Annotated in this window: 16 protein-coding genes; 13 read left to right on the top strand and 3 right to left on the bottom strand. The window is 48.1% G+C overall.

Translation table 11 applies throughout. The annotated features are described in order from the left end of the window. Positions 1-84: 84 nt before the first annotated feature. From LKD71_RS15275 to LKD71_RS15240, 8 genes are all read left to right on the top strand, one after another. Positions 85-1,626 carry a serine hydrolase gene (locus tag LKD71_RS15275; RefSeq protein ID WP_227616106.1) on the top strand — a complete coding sequence of 514 codons (1,542 nt, stop codon included), beginning with the start codon at positions 85-87 and terminating at the stop codon, positions 1,624-1,626. A gap of 24 nt (positions 1,627-1,650) precedes the next feature. Further along, complete coding sequence (locus LKD71_RS15270) at positions 1,651-2,763, top strand: YARHG domain-containing protein (RefSeq protein ID WP_227616105.1); 1,113 nt, start codon at positions 1,651-1,653, stop codon at positions 2,761-2,763. Between the two features lie 123 nt (positions 2,764-2,886). Next, positions 2,887-3,555, top strand: a complete 669-nt coding sequence (locus LKD71_RS15265; RefSeq protein WP_227616104.1) for a response regulator transcription factor — start codon at positions 2,887-2,889, stop codon at positions 3,553-3,555. Further along, positions 3,536-5,059: a sensor histidine kinase gene (locus LKD71_RS15260; RefSeq protein ID WP_227616103.1), complete on the top strand. Its 1,524-nt coding sequence runs from the start codon at positions 3,536-3,538 to the stop codon at positions 5,057-5,059. Before LKD71_RS15265 ends, LKD71_RS15260 begins: the two co-directional genes overlap by 20 nt. Positions 5,060-5,123: 64 nt before the next feature. Beyond that, complete coding sequence (locus LKD71_RS15255) at positions 5,124-5,699, top strand: hypothetical protein (RefSeq protein WP_227616102.1); 576 nt, start codon at positions 5,124-5,126, stop codon at positions 5,697-5,699. Between the two features lie 56 nt (positions 5,700-5,755). Next, on the top strand, positions 5,756-7,468 hold the full coding sequence (locus LKD71_RS15250) for an AAA family ATPase (protein ID WP_227616101.1): 1,713 nt from the start codon (positions 5,756-5,758) through the stop codon (positions 7,466-7,468). Positions 7,469-7,605: 137 nt separating this feature from the next. After that, positions 7,606-9,285: an AAA family ATPase gene (locus LKD71_RS15245; protein ID WP_227616100.1), complete on the top strand. Its 1,680-nt coding sequence runs from the start codon at positions 7,606-7,608 to the stop codon at positions 9,283-9,285. Positions 9,286-9,291: 6 nt separating this feature from the next. Next, on the top strand, positions 9,292-9,852 hold the full coding sequence (locus LKD71_RS15240) for an alpha/beta hydrolase (RefSeq protein ID WP_178046855.1): 561 nt from the start codon (positions 9,292-9,294) through the stop codon (positions 9,850-9,852). Positions 9,853-9,938: 86 nt separating this feature from the next. On the opposite strand, the gene LKD71_RS15235 is transcribed toward LKD71_RS15240, so the two are convergent. Next, positions 9,939-13,253 (bottom strand): DUF5107 domain-containing protein, encoded by a 3,315-nt coding sequence (locus LKD71_RS15235; RefSeq protein ID WP_227616099.1) that lies wholly within the window; start codon positions 13,251-13,253, stop codon positions 9,939-9,941. 187 nt (positions 13,254-13,440) lie between these two features. Between LKD71_RS15235 and LKD71_RS15230 the strand changes: the two genes are divergently transcribed. After that, entirely contained in the window at positions 13,441-14,343 is a 903-nt protein-coding gene (locus LKD71_RS15230; protein WP_227616098.1) for an AraC family transcriptional regulator, read from the top strand. A gap of 2 nt (positions 14,344-14,345) precedes the next feature. Here the strand turns inward: LKD71_RS15230 and LKD71_RS15225 are convergent, their stop codons facing one another. Both LKD71_RS15225 and LKD71_RS15220 read right to left on the bottom strand, forming a co-directional pair. After that, complete coding sequence (locus LKD71_RS15225; RefSeq protein ID WP_227616097.1) at positions 14,346-14,495, bottom strand: hypothetical protein; 150 nt, start codon at positions 14,493-14,495, stop codon at positions 14,346-14,348. Further along, positions 14,492-14,752 (bottom strand): SDR family NAD(P)-dependent oxidoreductase, encoded by a 261-nt coding sequence (locus tag LKD71_RS15220; RefSeq protein ID WP_227616096.1) that lies wholly within the window; start codon positions 14,750-14,752, stop codon positions 14,492-14,494. Before LKD71_RS15220 ends, LKD71_RS15225 begins: the two co-directional genes overlap by 4 nt. Positions 14,753-14,841: 89 nt before the next feature. Between LKD71_RS15220 and LKD71_RS15215 the strand changes: the two genes are divergently transcribed. From LKD71_RS15215 to LKD71_RS15200, 4 genes are all read left to right on the top strand, one after another. Further along, a complete protein-coding gene (locus tag LKD71_RS15215) occupies positions 14,842-16,521 on the top strand; it encodes a GGDEF domain-containing protein (RefSeq protein ID WP_227616095.1) in 1,680 nt (559 codons plus the stop codon). Next, complete coding sequence (locus tag LKD71_RS15210) at positions 16,511-18,412, top strand: GGDEF domain-containing protein (RefSeq protein ID WP_227616094.1); 1,902 nt, start codon at positions 16,511-16,513, stop codon at positions 18,410-18,412. Before LKD71_RS15215 ends, LKD71_RS15210 begins: the two co-directional genes overlap by 11 nt. A 282-nt stretch (positions 18,413-18,694) precedes the next feature. Further along, complete coding sequence (locus tag LKD71_RS15205; protein ID WP_227616093.1) at positions 18,695-19,567, top strand: lipocalin family protein; 873 nt, start codon at positions 18,695-18,697, stop codon at positions 19,565-19,567. Between the two features lie 75 nt (positions 19,568-19,642). After that, a partial coding sequence (locus LKD71_RS15200; RefSeq protein ID WP_227616092.1) for a DUF4428 domain-containing protein occupies positions 19,643-20,533 on the top strand: 891 nt, incomplete at its 3' end.

The raw sequence follows: 20,533 nt of genomic DNA, 5'->3' as shown, positions 1-20,533 counted from the left end.
GTAAGTTATAATAAAGCCATGAAGAAGAATATCATGGCTTTTTTTCATAGGCCGGATATTTAAGGAGCGGAAGGAGAACGGTGTATGAAAAAATGGGTAACGGCGGCAGTCTGTTTCTTTGCGTTTTTTCTTTTGGCAGGCCAGGCGGAGGCTGCCGGAAAACGAAAGATTGCCATTGATCCGGGGCATCAGGGAAGCTGGGTGGATATGAGCGCTCAGGAGGCGATGGCTCCCGGTTCATCGGAAACGAAGGCCAAAGCCACCACAGGAACGGAGGGACGTTTTTCCGGGGTGCCGGAGTATGAGCTGAATCTCCGCATCGCCCTGGCACTGAAAAGCGAGCTGATCAGCCGGGGTTACGAGGTGGTCATGACGCGGGAGGACAACGATACGGCCATCAGCAATCAGGAACGGGCGCAACTGGCCAATGATTCAGGAGCGGAAGCCTGCATCCGGATTCACGCCAATGGCAGCGACGACGGCTCCGTGTCTGGGGCTCTTGCCATGGCGCCCTCCGAGCAGAATCCCTATGTGGGAAATCTCTCGGCAGAGAGCGTACGGCTTTCCCAGTGCGTGCTGGATTCATACTGTGAACGGACAGGGCTTTCCAACGACGGCGTTATTTATGCGGACGATATGACGGGGATCAATTTCAGCGAGATTCCGGTGACGATCCTGGAGATGGGGTACATGAGCAATGAGAGTGACGATCTCTACATGACATCTGAGGAGAACGAAAACGACATGGTTCAGGGCATCGCGGACGGACTGGATCTCTACCTCAGTGAGACCGTGCGGAGCGAGGCGAAGCTGGAGTCGGCCGAAAAGGGTCTGGATTTTACCTCTCTGCAACAGGAGGTGAATCAGCTCTGGCTCGACGAGCTGACGGAGGCAGGAGAGCACTGGGCGGTGGAAGTTATGGATCTTAACAGTGGTTCCACGATGGAGCTTCAGGCGGAGGATTCCATGCAGTCGGCCAGCGTGATTAAGATTTTTATCATGGGAGCGGTTTATGAGCGGGGCGTCTACGCGGCGGAATGCGGCAAGGAGCTGATTCCCATGGGAGAAGCTTATGACGGGGAACTGAAAGATCTTCTGACAGCGATGATTGCGGTCAGTGATAATAACGCCGCCAACGAGCTTGTGACCCGGCTGGGCCAGGGAGATTTTGAGGCGGGAGCCGCTGTGGTGAACGAGTTCTGTAAGGAACATGACTTTACGGCCACTCATCTTGGCAGACGTTTTCTGGCGGAAAATCCCACAGATGACAATTATACCTCTGCGGCGGACTGCGCTGCCTTCCTTTCCGGCCTTTATAACGGCACTCTTCTCAATGTGGAGGCTTCCGGAAAAATGCTGGAGCTCCTGGAAGGACAGACCGTAAAGGGAAAGATTCCCGCAGGTCTTCCAAACGGTGTGGAAACCGCCAATAAGACCGGAGAAATGCCGTCGGGTTACGGTCTTGGAAGTATTGAAAATGATGTAGCCATCATTATGAATGGAAGATACCCTTATATTCTCTGCGTGCTTTCAAATGACATCGCAGATAACGGAAGCGCTCAGAGTGTGATCCGGGGAATTTCGGAGAGAACCTACCTGTTTTTTTCCGATGTGGTCCGGTCATAAAATCCATGGAAAGGAGGATTTTATATGAAAAAAGACAGGAAAAAGATGTGGCAGGTAGTCTGCCTGTTTGTTCTCAGCATGATTTTGAGCGGTACTTTCGGGGCCATGGGAGCGGAGGCCGATGCAAAGGCTTATGAGTTTATCATCCCCGATGTGGATATCGAGTATCTGAGTTCAGCGGATATTCAGGATATGCCTCTGCAGGTGGTCTGCTATGCGAAAAACGAAATCTATGCCCGCCATGGACGGATGTTCCAGTCCCAGGAGCTGACTAATTACTTTGAAGAGCAGCTCTGGTATTACGGCTGCATCAGTCCCTCTGAATTTTCTTCTTCTGTTCTCAACGTCTACGAGACGGCCAATATCAAACTCCTTTCTGACCGGGAGAGCGCTCTTAGAAGCGGCGGTTATGTGCTGGATCAGCCGGGCTATGATTTTTCAGCGGTTTATCAGTATATTTACGGTAACATTTCCTATGAGGTGCAGAACGATTACTATGTATTTCCGGACAGCGATGCTAGATATCTCTCCAATGCGGATATTTCCGGCATGAGTGCCCAGGAGCTCTGCTATGGAAAAAATGAGATCTATGCCCGCCATGGACGGACCTTCCGCTCCCGGGAGCTGACGGATTATTTCGCCACAAAAACCTGGTATTACGGAAGCATCGCTCCGGCAGATTTCAATTCTGCGGTGTTTAATACCTATGAAAATACCAACATCAAGTTTCTGACGGACGCGGAAAATGCTCTGACCGGCGGAGCGGGTTATGTGCTGGATCAGCCGGGCTATGACATTTATGCCGTTGGAATTTCAGATTATTATTATGACGATGATCGGCTGGAAAATGATTTCATTTTCTACGACAGCGACACCCGGTATCTGACAGATGAAGAAGTCAAAGGTTTGTCTCTGCAGGTGGTCTGCTATGCGAAAAATGAGATTTATGCCAGAAGAGGCCGGATCTTTGATTCCCAGGAGCTGAACGATTACTTCTATTCCAAGCCCTGGTATTATGGAAGGATTCTTCCAGAAGATTTTTCTTCCGATGTGTTCAACAAATACGAGCTGGCAAACATCACACTGCTGGATGGATACGAGCGTGCACTGGATCCCAACGGCTATCAGCTCTACTGATACGACGAAAAGCCTGTTGTCAGGAAAAAAGCCTGGCAGCAGGTTTTTTCTATGTGATTCTCCATGAAAATCACATAAAGATGTGATAGACTGGAAGCCAATAGCGTAATAAAAGGAGAACTTATGGAAAAGATTCTGGTGGTAGAGGATGATGCGGATATTCAGGAGGTATTGAAAAACTATCTGATGGCGGAAGGCTATGAGGTGCGTCTGGCGGAGGACGGCGTGGAAGGTCTGGCGGCTTTTCAGAGTTGGGGGCCGGACCTCGTCCTTCTGGATGTGATGCTTCCGAAGGTGGATGGCTTTGCGGTGCTGGAGCTGATCCGGAAAGAATCTCTGGTTCCGGTGCTCATGGTGACAGCCAAGGACAGCGTGGAGGATCAGGTACGAGGCTTTCATCTCCAGGCGGACGACTACATTCCGAAGCCTTTTGACATGCCGGTGCTGCTCTGTAAGATTGCTGCGGTCCTTCGCCGTACGGGCAGGACTGAGCAGAAAAAAGACCTGGTTTACGGTGGGTTGAAGTTAGATGAGGAAGGTCATCATCTTTTTAACGAAGGGCAGGAAGTGGAGCTCACCCAGAAAGAATTTGATCTTCTCCGGCTGTTTCTCAAGAACCCCGGCAGGGTTTTTACCCGGCAGAATCTTCTGGATCAGGTCTGGGGTGAGGACTATTTCGGGGACGAGCGGATCGTGGACACCCACATCAAGAACCTTCGGAAAAAACTGGGAAATCAGCTCATTGAGACTGTGAGAGGAGTGGGATACCGGCTTGAAAAGATTAAGAAGTAGTCTGACGCTGAAAATTTTTATTCTGACGTTGTTTCTTTTGCTGGCCATCAGCGGGATCACCTATGCTTCGGTGGCCGTTTTTCTGCCCAAAACCTATCGAAATTCTCTGGAAAAAGACCTGGCATCGGTCTCGGAATCTCTGAAGACGGAGCTGGAATCCTATGCTTCCATTGAGGAAGCGGAAAATTTCCTGGAGTTTTTCGAGCGGAACAATCAGGCTTCCGTGACAGTGCTGGATAAGGAAGGAAATCAGGTTTTTCCCGAGGTCGAGACGGAAGTCGCAGACACGGTGAGTACAGGAAGTGAAGAAAGTATGGTTGTGGAAGAAGACGGGCTTGTGACCTTCAGCGGAATTGCCGTCAGCGACGAGGCTGCGGAGGAGCTGGGGGATGACACTTACGGAGTTACGGTTTCAGATGCGGGGTATTTTACTCTCAGCACCAGCTATCCTTCTGCTGTGAAAAGCTATAAGGTTACGGTGGGCGGAAAAGCTTACACGCTCCTGGTAGTGGGAGATATGGAGGCGGTAAGTCAGGCGGCAGCCATCGTCAAAAGGATTTTTCCGATGGTGTTGGGTATCACTCTTCTCATCGCCTTTTTCTGTGCCATTCTGGCTTCCTGGTATCTGGTACGGCCGATTCTTCGTCTGAGCCGGGTGTCAAGAAAGATGGCGGCTCTGGATTTTGGCGAACACTGTGAGGAAAAGAGAAAAGACGAGATCGGCGTTCTGGCAAAGAATCTAAACGAGCTTTCCGACAGCCTTTCCACCGCGCTCTCGGATCTTCGTTCCGCTAATGAAGAATTGAAGCTCTTTTTCGCGGCGGCCTCTCATGAGCTGAAAACGCCGGTGACGATCCTCAAAGGCCATCTCGGCGGCATGCTGGAGGGCGTGGGGGAGTACCGGGACCATGAGCGGTATCTTCAGCGGTCCTATGAGGTGACGGAAACCCTGGAGACCATGGTAAAAGAAATCCTGACGATTTCCCGCATGGGAACCGGAACCTGGAAAACAGAGAGAAAGAAAACGGATCTGGCGGAGCTTTTCCGGCAGGAGATGGCGGAGGTCTGGGAGCTTCTGGAGGAAAAAGAGATGGAGCTTACCGGGGAGATTCCGGAGCATGCCTATGCGCTGGCGGATTCCGAAGGGATGAAAAAAGTCTTCCGGAACTTTCTCACCAATGCGATCCGCTATTCTCCGAAAGGGGCGAAGCTGACGGTCTGCTTTCAGGAAAACGGCTTTTCGCTGGAAAATGAAGGGACGTCCATTCCGGAGGAAGCCCTGCCGAAGCTTTTTGAAGCTTTTTACCGGGTGGAAGATTCCCGAAACAGGAAATCCGGAGGAAGCGGCCTGGGGCTCTACATTGTCCGGATGATTCTGGATGCCCACGGGGCGGCCTACGGGGCGGAAAACACGGCCGGAGGCGTCCGTTTCTGGTTCCGATTGAAAGAAAATCACACAGAATCCACACAAAGGCTCCCTGAAACTCCCATAAAGACGCGCTAAGATAGGGACAACAGAAATGAGAAAAACATTTCTGGAAAAAATAAAAACAGGAGCGTGATTTTTTATGAAGAAAAGATTAGCAGTATTGGTGGCAATGGGAACCCTGGCAGCTTTCTCTCTGGGAGCGGAGGCAAAGACTTATGCGGTGGAGGATGAGGACGGAAATACAAAATATATCACCGTATACGACGGAAAGGTGGAGACGACCACAGAGGAGGATGAGGAGATTAAGACAGAAGCCAGCGACCTCTATGACTGGGAAGAGGGGGAGGCTGTTGATGACGGGACATTGGATGCCTATGCCGTGAGCGAGTCCACCTATGTCACCGGAGACTCGGAAGGCACCATGGATGAAGAGGAGTTTTTTAAGGCGGAGCAGAAGCGCGTCGCTGAATACGAAAAACTGGGAATCCAGTGTAAATATGGCGTTTATACCTGGAAAGGAGACAATGTCAATGTCATTCTGGATGATGACGGTTCCATTTCCACCTGGTCTGACGGCGGTTCCAAAGCCGACCGCGTTTACCTTCATATCGTGAGAGACAAGGACGGAAAAGCTACGGACGTGGAGGCAGTCACAGCCAGAGAAATTCTGGAGAAGATGGCTGAGCAGGATCTTAAGAAGACCGACAAAGAGTAAAAAATCTTCGCTTTCTGCTATGTTTGCCAAATCAGAAGCAGAAGGAAGTGGCTTATATGGCGGTATCATTGAAATTACCTGTCGGTATAGAAGATTTTCAGGAAATCCGCCGACTTGGTTTTTATTATGTTGATAAAACGAAGCTGATCGAACAGCTTCTCGAAAACTGGGGAAAGGTGAATCTCTTTACCAGGCCCCGGCGCTTTGGGAAGACTTTGAATATGAGTATGCTCCGCTACTTTTTCGAGATCGGAACAGACAGGACGCTGTTTGATGGCCTTTATATTTCACAGAACAAACAGCTTTGTGAAGAGTATCTGGGAAAATTTCCGGTTATATTTCTTTCATTGAAGGGCGTGGACGGACTTACATTTGAAAAAGCAAAGGCTAAGCTCGTCAGACTGCTTGCTCTGGAGGCAGAACGGTTTGATTTTCTGAAGGACAGCGATAAACTGACAGACAATGAAAAAGAAAGGTATCGTGCCCTGACCCAGTTGTACAATGGAAAATATTCGATGGATGAAGACAGTCTTGAAGCCGGTTTACAGACTTTATCGGAATTGCTGTTTCGGCATTATGGACAGAAAACGATCATTCTGATCGATGAGTATGATGTGCCTCTGGATAAGGCTTATCAGCATGGTTATTACAGAGAAATGACAGCTTTGATCCGTGCATTATTTGGCGAGGCTTTGAAAACAAACAGTTTTTTACAGTTTGCTGTTTTAACCGGATGTCTGCGCGTTTCCAAAGAAAGTATTTTTACGGGGCTGAATAATTTTAAGGTTCTTTCCATCACAGATTCCCGTTTTGATGAGCAGTTTGGATTTACGGAAAAGGACGTCAGGGAGCTTTTGAAAACCTATCATTTGGAAGACCATCTGGAAGAAGTGAAAGAATGGTATGATGGTTATCGTTTTGGTGATGCGGATATCTATTGTCCCTGGGATGTCATTAACCATGTGGACAGACTTTGTGGTGAGCCGGGAGCACAGCCGCAGTCTTACTGGCTGAATACCAGCGGCAATGAGCTTGTGAAACGCTTCATTGATAAAGCAAACAAAACGACGCGGGATGAAATCGAAGGCCTGATTGCAGGTGAGGCTATCGAAAAATCTGTCCGGATGGAGCTTACTTATGATGAGATCGACAATCACATTGACAACTTATGGAGTGTTTTGTTTACAACGGGATATCTGACCCAGACCGGAAGAACAGAACTTGGAGCATATAAGCTGGTTATCCCCAATAAAGAAGTCAGAGAAGTGTATAAGCTTCAAATACAGGAATGGTTCAGCCATACGGTTCTGAGTAATACAGGGCAGCTGACAGCTTTCTGGACTGCGGTTGAAGAAGGAAATACGGAGTCGATAGAAAAATATCTGAATCGGACACTTAGTAATTCCATCAGTGTTTTTGATACAAAAGCGCCGGAAACAGAAAAAGAGAACTCCTATCATACCTTTTTGGTTGACCTTTTGGCTGGAAATTCTGACTGGCTGGTGAAATCAAACGTAGAAGCTGGAGAAGGGTTTGCTGATATTGTTGTGGAAACAGAAAATCCGGATAGCGGAATTATTTTTGAACTCAAGTATTCGAGGAAAGCAGCTGGTCTGGATAAAGCCTGTGAAAAAGCAATTGCACAGATGAAAGATCGAAGGTATGAGGAATACCTGAAAAATGACGGTCGGCATGACCTGCTGTTTTATGGCGTGGCTTTTTATAAAAAGCGATGCAAAGTTATCGTGGAAGAACAAAAAGAAAAATAACATTTTGGCTCATTGGCTATGGTACGCTGATGAGCTTTTTTCATGCAATTTCATAGAATGTATAGAATTTCCCCTACAAAAATGCTATGATAAATAAAAAGTCAATTTGTCAAACTGAAATGTAAAGGGGCTGTTATATGAACGATCTTAAAATCCCCGTAGGAATCTCTGATTTCACCAAAATCCGTGAAAACGGTTATTATTATATTGATAAAACGGAACTTATCTGCAGTCTTCTGGAGCCGGAACCGGCGGAGGTGACGCTGATCACCCGACCGAGGCGGTTCGGAAAGACGTTAGGGATGAGTATGCTTGCCAGCTTTCTGGATATTCGGAAAGACAGCGGAAGTCTGTTTGAAGGTCTGGAAATTCTGGAGCATGAAGAACTTTGTGAGAAATGGATGAATCAGTATCCGGTGTTATTTTTATCTTTTAAAGATGTGGATGGAACTTCTTTTGAAAATGCGCTGGATTTTCTTGGGTTTACCATTGCTCAGTTTTGTATCGAGCAATCTTATCTTGCAGAAAGCGAGAAGGTAAATAGTGATTATAAGGCAGTTTTTGCACGTCTGAAAAGCAGAGCGGCGTCTCTGACAGATATCAAGGGCTCCATTCTTACGATTATGAAAATGATGCAGGCCTGTTATGAAAAGCCTGTGGTTTTGCTTCTGGATGAGTACGATGTTCCGGTTGCGAAGGCAAGCAGCAATGGCTATTATGCGGAAATGCTGGAAGTAATCCGGGCGATTCTGGGTACAGCATTGAAAGATAATACAGCGTTAAAGTTTGCAGTGGTGACTGGTTGTCTGAAAATCGCGAAAGAAAGCATTTTTACAGGAACTAATAATTTTGTCTCAGATACGATCGCATCTTCGCGCCTGAATGAATACTATGGATTCACGCAGGAAGATGTGGAGAAACTTCTTATGGCAGCAGCCATACCGGAGCAGGCAGAGAATATCAAAAACTGGTATGATGGATATCATTTTGGAGAGTTTGATGTTTACTGTCCCTGGGATGTGATGAATTATCTTCGGGATCTTCAATATGATCCGGCGGCCAGGCCGAAGGGCTATTGGAAAAATACCAGTGATAATGCAGTAATCCGCTCTTTTATTGACTATGCAGGCAGTAATATCACCAGAAAACTGGAAATTCTGTTGTCTGGCGGCTATATTGTGCAGAAGATTGAAGATGACCTGACCTATGATTATTTACATTCCTCGGAAGAAAATCTCTGGAGTGTTTTATACCTGACCGGATATCTGACAATGGTCCGGGAGAAAGAACTGACAGAAAGGCTGTCAGATGGGATGTATGCTTTAACGATTCCAAATGCAGAAATACGGGAAATTTTCGAGACAACGGTAAAGGTCTGGTTTGATGACAGTGCAAAAAGTTGGGACAGAAAAGCACTGTTTGAGGCAGTCTGGACAGGAGACTGTGAGAAAGCCGGCAAAGAGATGAATCAGCTGCTTCGTATGACGATAAGTTATCATGATTATAGAGAGGATTTTTACCATGCTTTTCTGGCAGGAATTTTTGCAGGAGCTGGATATATGGTGGAATCCAATAAGGAACATGGGGAAGGACGAAGCGATGTGATCGTCTTCGATTCGCGAAATGGCAGGGTAGCCGTCTTTGAAGCAAAATACTCCAGAACCTTAAATCAGATGGAGCCGGACTGTGAGAAAGCAATCCGGCAGATTGATGCCAGAAAATATGCGGAAGAATTTGAGGATTATTATGATGAGGTGCTGTGTTACGGAATTTCCTTTTACAAGAAGCGTTGTCTGATAAAGAGAAAGGAACGGTGAAAACTCATGTCAAAACTTGCCATCTATTTTCCCGGCATCGGCTACCACTGCGACAAGCCGCTTCTTTATTACAGCCGAAGCCTTGCCCGGGAACTGGGTTATCAGGAATGCAGAAACATCAGTTATACATACGAAGGCAAAAACATCCGCGGCGATCAGGCGAAGATGAGGGAAGCTTACGAGACCTTGTTTCAACAGGCCGAAAAGGAACTGGAAGAGATAGACTGGTCGGTTTACGATGACATTCTGTTTGTCTCAAAGAGCATCGGGACGATCATTGCAGCTTCTTATGTGAAGAAACACGGGCTGGTTGGTGTGAGACAGGTCCTGTATACGCCGCTGGCTGAGACGTTTTCCTTTGCACCGGAGAAGGGGCTTGCCTTTATCGGAACAGCGGATCCCTGGAGCACTACGGGAGAGATCATTCAGCTGGCCCGGAAAAATCGCCTGCCGCTGCATGTGTATGATGACTGCAACCATTCACTAGAGTGCGGGGATACGGAGAGGAATCTTGAGATCCTCAGAGATGTGATGAAGAATACCAGAGAGTTTCTGGTGGGAAGCTGAATAGATAGATGCCCGTTTGGGAGTCAGACTGTTATTAGGAAACTTCCCCGCTTTCTGCCTGACAGCGAAAGCGGGGAAGTTTGATTTTACAGACGTTTCATCAGGAGGATAGCTTCCAGATAGTCGGGCTGTTTCTTAAGGATTTCCTCAAGAAGCAGGCCGGCTTTTTCTTTGTCCTGAAGGCCGAGAGCGCCCAGGGCACGGAGATAGTTGCAATACTGATCGTTTCGGAGTTGGATATCATCCTGATAAACCTCGATCTCCGGGAGGGAGACGGCGAAAAAGTCGTAGGCGGCTTTGTCGAAGATGTGTTTTTCTCCATAGAGGATCAGCTGATGGAAGGATTTTCTGGCAGCAGCTTCCTTTCCAAGGGCCAGAAGGGCCAGTCCCTGATAATAAATGTAATCGGAGGGCTGATCGTTATAGTAGAGCACCGGAGCCGGGAGCTGGGAACCCTCTGCGGCTTTCTCAAAAGCTTCCCGGGCTTTCTCTGTATCTTTTTTCATCTCGTAGGCCAGACCCATGTAATACCAGGCCTCGTTGTCGGGGACGTTGGGAAGCTTGCCCTCGCCTAAGTTGTCCGGATAGGAAAGGCTGGCGGTGAGAAGGAGCAGAGCCTTGTCCGGCTTTTTCTCTTCCAGAGCTTTGCGAGCCAGAGAGAGAAGGGCCCGGTGGTACTGGGTGCTTACCTTGCCTTCGCCGCCCTCCCAGGGATGGAATTTCCGTGTCTGAAGGGCATCGAGCGCTTCTTCATAGCGGCCGGTGCAGTTCAAAAGTGTGATATAGCGAAGGAAAAGATCATCTCTTCCAGCAGTCACTTTCGGATGGCTTTCCATGGTTTTTAGGCGGTCTTCCACCGGAAGAGCCATCTTAGCGGCCAGCTGGTCGTATTCCAGCCAGAGGCGGGGATAGGCGGGATCCAGGGCCAGGGCGTTTTTCATGGCAGTCATGGCTTTAGAGAGATCCTGTTCCTTGTTGCAGTAAGCGATCGAGAGGTTCCGGTAAGCCATGGAGATGGTGTCTTTTTCTTTTACCGTGGTCTCCCAGTGGAAAATGGCCTCCGTATACTGCTTTTTGTCATAGAGCAGATTTCCAAGGTAAAGATGGGCCATGGGAGCGGTCTTGGCCAGGCGGATGGCCGTTTCGAGAATCACAATCTCTTCCAATTTATTGGGGAAGCAGCCGTCCGGGGAAAGGGCTTCTGCCTGAGTAATGGCGGAGAGGGCTTCTTCTGGCTGACCGTTTTTCTCCAGGAAATAGGCCTGGTAATAGAAGAGCAGGGGATTCTGGTCATCGGAAGCTTTCAGAATCCGGACAGCGTCTTCGTAAAGACCGGCTTTTCCATAATCCAGGGTCAGCTCGAGGTAATTGTGGGCTTCCTCACGCATGACAGTATGGAAGTTTTCCATGGAATCTTCGTGTAATGCTTTTTCATAGAGAAGACCCATGTAAAGGGGATCAATGGCAAGGCTTTCCGTGAGGAAGGCGGAGTTGTCCTGGCCCATCAGACGGAGAATGGAGGCTTTGAGGGTGCGGACTTTCATATTGTGCCAGTTGCGGACCAGGGATTTCTCGGCGAAATCCAGGGCATTTTCCAGGTCGCCTTTCCGAAGGCTCAGAGCAGCCAGCCAGTAGAAGGCAGGGCTCTGGGTTTCGGCACTCCAGGTGGCTTTGTAGAAGGCATCGAAGGCTTTTTCATCCTCTCCTTCCGCGGTGAGGGTCAGTCCGAGGTTGAAATAGCACTCTCCGTGGTAGGGATTGGGGTTGCGGAAGGTCTGTTTGTCGATTGCTTTCTGGAAATAGGGGATGGCTTCCTTCGCGTGACCTCTTCGGAGGAGGAGAAGGCCGTAGCCATTGTTCAGCCGGAGGTCTGTGGGATCCCGGCGCAGGCCTTCGAGATAATAGTCCGCAGGCTCATAGGTCGCGTGGCGGTACTGCTCCAGATGAAGGGCGGAGAGATAGAGCTCTTCGGTGGTGGGGATGTTTTCCGGCACTTTCATGACGCTGGCTGGTTCCGGGATGGGCTGAAGCTTCGGAGCTTCGATTTTATGGGAGACCAGAAGAACGGAGCCATTGGAAACGGTGACGGTCAGGCCTTCCGGGAGACCGTCAAGGCCGGGATCCTTTGTCTCGGGCTCTGCGATGAGGTCTGCGGCTGTTTTTCCCGGAAGAGGAATGGAAACCTCATAGCAGTTTTCAGGGGAGAGGGAGGTTTCGGTTTCGTAAAGGACGGTATCTTTCAGCGTGACTTTGATGGAAGCGTTCTCGTAAACACCGGTGGCGTATACCTTGAGAAGGGCTTTGTCTCCTTCTTTTCGGAGGCTGAGGGCGGCGTTTTTCGTGGCGTTGCCCACGCGGCCTACGCCTTTGTAGGGCATGAAATACTGGACGAAGGTTTTTTCCTCCTGGGGTTTCAGCCAGGAGAAATCCGGCTGGTTGTCCGTGAAGACGCCAGTCATCAGCTCGATGTAGGGGCCGTCTTCGTCGGTGAGGTTTTTGTCCCAGGTGCGGCCGAAATCACCGTTGCCCCAGGTCCACTGTTTCTTACCGGGGGAAACGTGATGATCTGCCACATGGAGAAGGCCGGCCTCTCTGTTCTCGTCGTAGTTTCCGATGAAATCGTAGTCGGAATGAGCAGCCATGTAGGAGGTGGGAACCTTCACATTTTTATAGCGGGAAATGTCCACGCCGGCAGAATAGTCGTATTTATAGTATTCCCCGGTGGCGATGGGGAAGGTGGAGACTGCCCGTTTTCCGTGGTCCATAACAGCGTTGACGTCCGGCGGGAAGACGGAGTAGGTGTGATCGTTGACGGGAACCGCCGGGTTTGCCCACCAGAGGAAGGTCTGGGGAAGGTCGGTATTATTATAGAGGCGGCCTTTGATCTCGATATAGGCTTTGCCGGGATAGAGAGTGATGGAGGCCATACCTTTGGTGCCGTACATTTTGTCGATCTCGCTCAAATGAACGGTGCAGGAGCCGTCGGGATTCTCTTTCAGGAGATAATCCACCGGCGCGTAGGTGGAGGGACGATGGTGCTGGGGCCAGTTAAATTCGATGCCGCCGGAGATCCAGGGGCCTGCAAGGCCGACCAGGGCTGGTTTGATAACATGATTATAATAGACAAAATCGTAGTTGTTCGTTTTGTCCAGGGCCCGCTGGATGCGGCCGCCCAGTTCGGGAAGGATCATGAGTTTCAGGTATTCGTTTTCCAGGTAGACGGCGTGGTAGGAGACGTCTTCTTTCGTGTCGGAAATTTTTTCGGTTACGGGCATGGGATAGACTTTTCCGGTACTGCCCTGGTAGGCTCTTTTTTCGATGAAGAGGGGATTTTTTTCGGGCGGGTAGACTTTATAGGTGGGGATGATGGTGTCTTGTTCCCAGATTTTTACGGTTGACATAGGGATGATTCCTTTCTTTGAAAAATGAGGACGCGCCGCTGGTTGATGGATAAGCTAAGAGTCTTGTAAGTTATGGCTTTAGTTTATATGGAAAATGGGAAAATTGGAATGGGATATCTTGGAGAATGATGGACAATATTCCAGTGATGTGGTATGCTCGAATAAAAATAAGGGAGGGGAATGGAAGATGGAGGAACAGAGGCCTGATACAGAGCGAAAGAGGGATGGGTTCCGGGGGGAGCGGATGATTGTGCTGCCGACGGAGGCTTTCTCGGATTATGTGAGGCATCCGCTGGTGCGGAGGCTTTATCTGACAGATGTGGGCTTTTTTCCGAGTGCGGCCCATCATTACCGGGAGCGGAAAGAGGGGATTGAGGAATATATTTTTCTGTACTGTATGGATGGAAGCGGGCAGATTACCGTGGAGGACAGGACGTATACGCTTCGTGGGGAGGAGGCGTTCTGTATTCCGCGGAACAGGAGTCATTGTTATTATGCCTCGGAAGAGGATCCCTGGAGTATTCTCTGGGTCCATTTCAAGGGAGAGGATACGGTTCATTTTCCGCTGGAGGAGGGCCGGGTGATTTCTTTTCAGTCGCAGCACGCCACCGGGCGGATGCAGTATCTTTTCGAGCTGCTTTTCCGGGTGCTGGAGGGAAACTATACGCTGGGAAATTTTATCTATATTTCTCAGGTACTTTCCCTGATCCTAGCGGAAACCTACAACCGGGAGAAAAAGGATTCCGTGCCGGAGCAGAACCGCCATGTGACGGCGGTGGTTCGCTATATGTACCGCCACCTGGATGAAAATCTTTCCCTGGGTGCGCTCTCCGAGGAGTTTGAGCTCTCCAAGAGCTATCTGAACCTGATTTTCCAGAAAGCCACCGGTCACACCCCCATGGACTTTTTTCAGGAACTGAAAATGAAGGAGGCCTGTAAGCTCCTCCGCTCCACCGAACTCTACATCTACCAGATCGGCCAGCGCCTGGGCTATCAGGACCCTTATTACTTTTCGCGGATCTTCCGAAAGGTGGTTGGGGTGTCGCCGACGGAGTATCAGGAGAAGGGGAGAGAGCAGCAGGATATGTAAGTTTATTCTGCCTGGAAACCATCCACGCCTTTGAAGGAAGAATAACCGTCGTCAGCCATAACCGTGGTGCCGTTGATGGCGCTGGCTTTCGGAAGGGACATCAGCCAGATGGCGTTTGCGATCTCCTCAGGCAGGATGATGCGGCCTTTCATGTGAAGGCGGCTTCCCGTCGATGGAGCCAACTGCCATATTTTTCGATGGCGGTGGAGATAACCTTACGGCAGTCATCAGCAACGGAGACGTCTGCTTTCAGGAAAGTGACCTCTCCTTCTTTTTTGAGTTTCGCAAGAGAGGCTTCATTTTCATGACGGCCAAGGATGATGACTTTATCGCTGCAGGAAAGAAATTTTTTTGCAGCGGCAAAACCGATTCCTTTGGTTCCGCCGGTAATGTTAACGATCTGATTCATGAAAAATCCCCCTTTGTGTATGTTTGTTTCTGATCTGTATTTTACTATAAAAGGAACGAATAGCGAAAAGAAAAGAGGAAAAAAGAGTTATGAATAAAAACAGAAAACAAAAAGGAGCCGAAGCGTTCTGCATAACCGTTATACTGATATTTCTGCTTCTTTTGGTGAAAATCCTTTATCAGCCGGAAACGGAAACAGAAAGACACACCGTCCGTTCACTGGGCAGCGGCTGGTATCAGATACGGGATGGAGAAAAGATCGCCCTGGAGCTTCCATGCCAGGTTCTGACCGATGCAGATGGAAAAGCAGTCCTTTATAACGACACACTGTCTGCGAAAGACGAGGGAAAGATCGTGTCTACCAGAGGAATACAGGATCATCTGGAAGTCTATATGGGGGATCGTCTTCTTTATCATTACAGTGATAGCGGCTTTCTAAAAAACAGACCGATGAAAGGGAAACTGTGGGCAGATATCTGCCTGCCGGATGAAACGGGAGAAGAACCGTTATGCTTTATTTTTGAAGGAAAAGAAAACAGTCTGCTCTATGTAGAGGCGCCCATCCTTGGAAGCTTTTCTTCCGTTGCCAGACATCATCTGCAGGCATCCATATTTTTAATCCTCATGGTCCTTGGAATGCTGGGAATGGGAATCGTAGCTGTGATCGTATTTCTGTACGCAAGGCATCGGCAGATGATGGAAAAGCGCTTTCTTAATGTTGCCTTTTTTCTGATCCTGTGCAGTTTATGGTGTATTTTCGACTCAGGACTTTACCAGATGTACGGACGACAGAGCGCCGCAGGAACACTGATCTCTTTTTATGCCTTTATGCTCATGTCGATCCCGATGCTTCGGTTTGTGCAGAACACGGTGCGTAGCGAAGTACGGTGGATCCCGCAGATATGGGTGTTCCTTCTTTATGGGAATACGATTTTGCAGGGGATCTTGAATCTCCTGTTTCAGATCCCTTTCATACATATGCTGTTTCTGACACATCTTTTATTGTTTACAGGGGTTGCTTCCATGATCCTTCTTCTCTGGAACGAATACCGCAAGACCGGGACTCAGGAATTGAGTCTCTGCCTGAAAGCATTTGCCGTGCTGGGGATCAGTGGTGTACTTGCCCTCATTTTATACTGGATCTTCTCTATTTACTGGTATGATACGGTTTTTCAGTTTGGGATTCTTCTTTATATCGCATTCCTGTTCTGGGGGCTGCTCTGTAAGGTGGCAAATGACTCGCAGTTCCGGCTGGAACAGGCCGTTTACGAAAGAATGTCTTTGGAAGACCGTATGACAGGGCTGAAGAACCGGAAAGCCTTTGAAAAATGTCTGGAAAAAATCCAGGATGATTCTTTATTACTGGAAAATGCTTTACTTCTGTTTATTGATATCGCAGGCTTGAAAGAGATCAACGATACATATGGCATGCAACTGGGAGATGAGGCAGTCATCCGGACAGCACGAAGCATCCAGACAGCCGGGAATATGATTTCCGAACAACAGGCAGAGTGCTTTCGGATCGATGGTGATGAATTTGCAGTTGTTGTGAGCGATCCTCAAAAGCTTCCATCCGAGTGGATCCGGCTGATAAAAGCAGAAATGGAAAACGAAGCCCCAGGTAAATATCATGTCCGTCTGAAATTCGGATACAGCTATCTGAGAAAAACGGATGGAGTCCTCAATTCCGTCAGTGACTGGAAACAGCAGGCAGACAGGATGCAGCATTACAACAAAAAAGAGACAGCGGAGGCAGACTATGATCTATAATATTGATTTTCTGATCGCAGCGATCGTTATACTGCTGCTGATCCTGTGGTATTTTCTTGGACAGAAAAGAGCAGAAGATCTGAATAACCAGGTATTTCTTTTCTTCGCTGTTCTTGGCGTCCTGGATGTCATTGCAGAGTTTTTCAGTACCTACTGTATTACTTCGTCGGAAAGCGGCTTTGGAATAGCAGCCGTATTTATAACAACGGTATTTTATCTGTTGCAGGCATTGCTTCCTTTTACGTTCCTCTGTTATATTCTGTCCATGCATGACAATAGACTCGTTTCCACAAAGAAAATGCTGTTATCCGGTCTGCCGACACTGGTACTGATCGGTCTGATACTGACCAATCCGTTTACCGGGAAGCTTTTCTGTTTTGATCCGTCAAGAGGGTATGTAAAAGGGCCGTGGTACCTGCTGATGTATTACAGTGCCATCCTTCATCTGGCAGTTGCTTTGTTTCTTATTATAATCTGGAGGAAGAAACTTGGTTTTCAAAGAGTGAAAGTGCTTCTGGAGATCCTTGTGATATCCGGTGGCGGAGTGATCATTCAGCTTTTGAACCCTTTCCTTTTGACAACAGGCTTCGGCGTGAGTCTCGGCATACTTGCATTATTCATTACCATCAACAATCCCTATGCAAACATGGACAGTCTTACCGGTCTGTACAATCATCTTTATCTGACCAGAAAAGGGAATGAACTGGTAACAGCCGGAAGATCTTTTCACATCATTACCGTATATCTTTATCAGATGAAACATATCAATAAAATTGCGGGGATCCAGGGCGGTGACTTTGTCTTGCGTCTGACTGCCAGAAAGCTTGGTGCATTATGCGGAAGAAAAGCTTTTCATATTACGGGAAAACGTTTTTTGATCCTGACCTCTTCCCTGAAGGAATATGAATATTATCTTGACGAACTGAAAAAGATCTTTGATGTGAACATAAAGCTGAATGTAGAAAATAAAAGTATCACGATCCCTGCGATCATAAGCGGTATCCTCCATGCAGAAAAACTGGGAGACAGCGGCCGCATCCTGGAATATGCCGAGTATCTGGAATCCTTATCACCGCAAAACGGGCTGACCGAAGTGATACAGGACGACCACCAGACCATGAATGGCTTTCTCTATAATAAACGGGTGGAACAGTATCTGCATACGGCGATCGCAGAAGATTTGTTTGAACTTTACTACCAGCCGGTATATTCCACACAGGAAAAACGCTTTGTCACACTGGAAGCCCTGAGCCGTCTGCATCATCCGGAACTCGGATGGATCGCACCGGATGTATTTATCCAGATCGCGGAAAAAAATCATTTGATTGAACAGATCACAGATCTGCAGTTTTGCCGCGTCTGCAGATTTTTAAAAGAGCATGGAAAACTGATGGAACAGCTTCTGAACGTGAAAGTGAATCTCTCGTCTCTGGATCTGATGAGAACGGACTGCAGCAGCCATTTCATCCGCATCATGGACAAATATGAAATCCCTCATGAATGGATACAGTTTGAGATCACAGAAACTGTGGCAACGGAATATAATGCAAGTCTGAGAATGGTTGTGGATGAATTTACAGCCGCGGGGATCCGTCTCTGCCTAGATGATTTCGGTTCCGGCTACGCCAATCTCAATACGGTCATGAAGCTTCCGTTTTCCACGATCAAGCTCGACCGGTCCCTGCTTTTTGATATCTGTAAGGATGAGAAAAGGGCACTGTTCTATCAAAGTGTTGTGGAGACCTTTCAGAAAATGAACTATCATATTGTTGCGGAAGGTGTGGAGACAAAAGAAGAAGTCGAACTGCTCAGCCGGTGGAGAGTCGATATGATCCAGGGATATTACTTTTCCAGACCGCTTCCTGCGGAAGAACTGCTGAAATTTTTTTGAACGCAGATAAGCATTCCCCCGCTTCAAGTGCGCGGAGCACTAAGCGGCGGGTTAGGGGGATGCTTCTGTCAGCGGGAGTTGAAAGCTCCCACTGACAGATCGCGAAGCGACTGCGTTCATGAGCAAGTAGCGAAGTGGATTGCGAATGTCCGCTTTACAAAGAAACCGATTACTGTCAAAAGTGCCAGTGCAAATAGAAATGCTTCCAGTATAATAACAATAAAAGATACCTTTTACATAACATTCAATCATGCTTCACCGTAAAAGAAAGGAGAATTGAGTATGAGTAAGAAAATGAAATTCTGGACAGCAGGTGCATTGGGAGTTATGATGGCAGGTTTGATCGGTATGAATGCCTATGCACTGGAAGACAAGGATATCGTTGGTACCTGGTATGTAAACAGCATGTCCTTAGACGGCGAAAATACATTTCATCCCGGAATGATGAAAATGGAGATGACATTCAACTTTACAGAAGACGGAAAAGGCGAGATCTCCGAACTCATGGAAGGACAGGAACCGGGTGTTGATGCCATGGAATGGAAGATAGATGGTGATAAAGTGCTGATCACTGCCGATGACCAAACGGTGGAAGGCGAGTATTCTGACGGAACCTTATCTGTAGAAATGGACGGACTGTCCGTGGTACTGAGTCAGGAAAAAGAGGAGTATGTGCCTTATGTACCCGGAAAACCGGTAGCAGAACCAAAACTGGAAGATTTCAATGGTGACTGGACCAGTACACTGATCGATCTCTATGGAATGCAGATGCCTGCTACAGGCGAGATTGCCGGCGTAGAAATGAAAATGTCCATTACAGACGGAAACGCCACTCTTGTATTGCTCGAAGAGGGCAATGAGACAACAACCGAGCTGAAAGGTGTCATGGAAGAAAATGCACTGATATTCAATGCAGAAACACAGAAAGAAGAAACAGAAACGGATTCTGAGAATTATCACCTGTTCAGTACGGATACCATGCGCTTCTACCTTCTGGAAGACGGAAAATTATGCTTCACAACAGCAGACAGTCTGCCGATGGAAGAGGAAACAGAGACCGAGGCTCCAGCTACAGAAGAATCCGAAGATGGCGAAGATGATTTCGGTGGTTTTGATTTCACAATCAAAGTATATCTGGATAGAGTCATGGAATAATCGCAAATCTGGAAGTCCCGTGTTTTCACAATGGAAACAAGGGACTTCCCTTGTATCAAAAGGAGGATTTAGAAAATGGGATTATTTGACAAAAAGAATTGTGATATCTGCGGTGATAAAATAGGTCTTCTGGGAAACCGGAAGCTGGACGACGGTAATCTTTGTAAAAACTGTGCAGCAAAGCTTTCTCCATGGTTTGAGGAAAGACGTCACAGTACTGTAGAAGAGATCAAAAGACAGCTGGACTACAGAGAAGAGAATAAAAATGCGGTTCGAAACTTCCATACTACACGCGAATTTGCCGGAGACAGATATCATGTGTTCCTTGATGAGACCAAGGGATTGTTTACCGTGGCACGCCGGCTGAATGAAGAAGAAAATCCGGATATCGTGCCATTGTCTGCTGTGACATCCTGCCGGATGGAGATCAAAGAAGAGCGTGAGGAAGAGGAATATCAGGATCAGAACGGAGAATCCAGATCTTACGTTCCGCCGAGATACCATTACTCCTATGATTATAAGATAAAACTGTCTGTCAATACACCATGGTTTGATGATATGGATTTCCAGCTTAACACCTTCTCCGTAGAAGGACATGAACGGAACAAGATCATGCAGTATGAGCAGCTTGGAAACCAGATCGTATCTGCTCTTACGGGCGCACCGGCACCTACATATGGCAATACTATGAACCAGGGCTACCCGCAGCAGGGAAGCATGATGAACCAGGGCTATCTGCAGCAGGGTAACATGATGAATCAGGGTTATCCGCAGCAGGGTAACATGATGAATCAGGGTTATCCGCAGCAGGGTAACATGATGAACCAGGGCTACCCGCAGCAGGGTAACATGATGAACCAGGGTTATCCGCAGCAGGGCAATATGATGAACCAGGGCTACCCGCAGCAGGGTAATATGATGAACCAGGGCTACCCGCAGCAGGGCAATATGATGAACCAGGGTTAC

This window comes from Fusicatenibacter faecihominis, assembly GCF_020686945.1.
Taxonomy (GTDB): domain Bacteria; phylum Bacillota; class Clostridia; order Lachnospirales; family Lachnospiraceae; genus Limivivens; species Limivivens faecihominis.
Note: the sequence above shows the minus strand (reverse complement) of the source record. Positions and strands in the feature narration are given on the sequence as shown.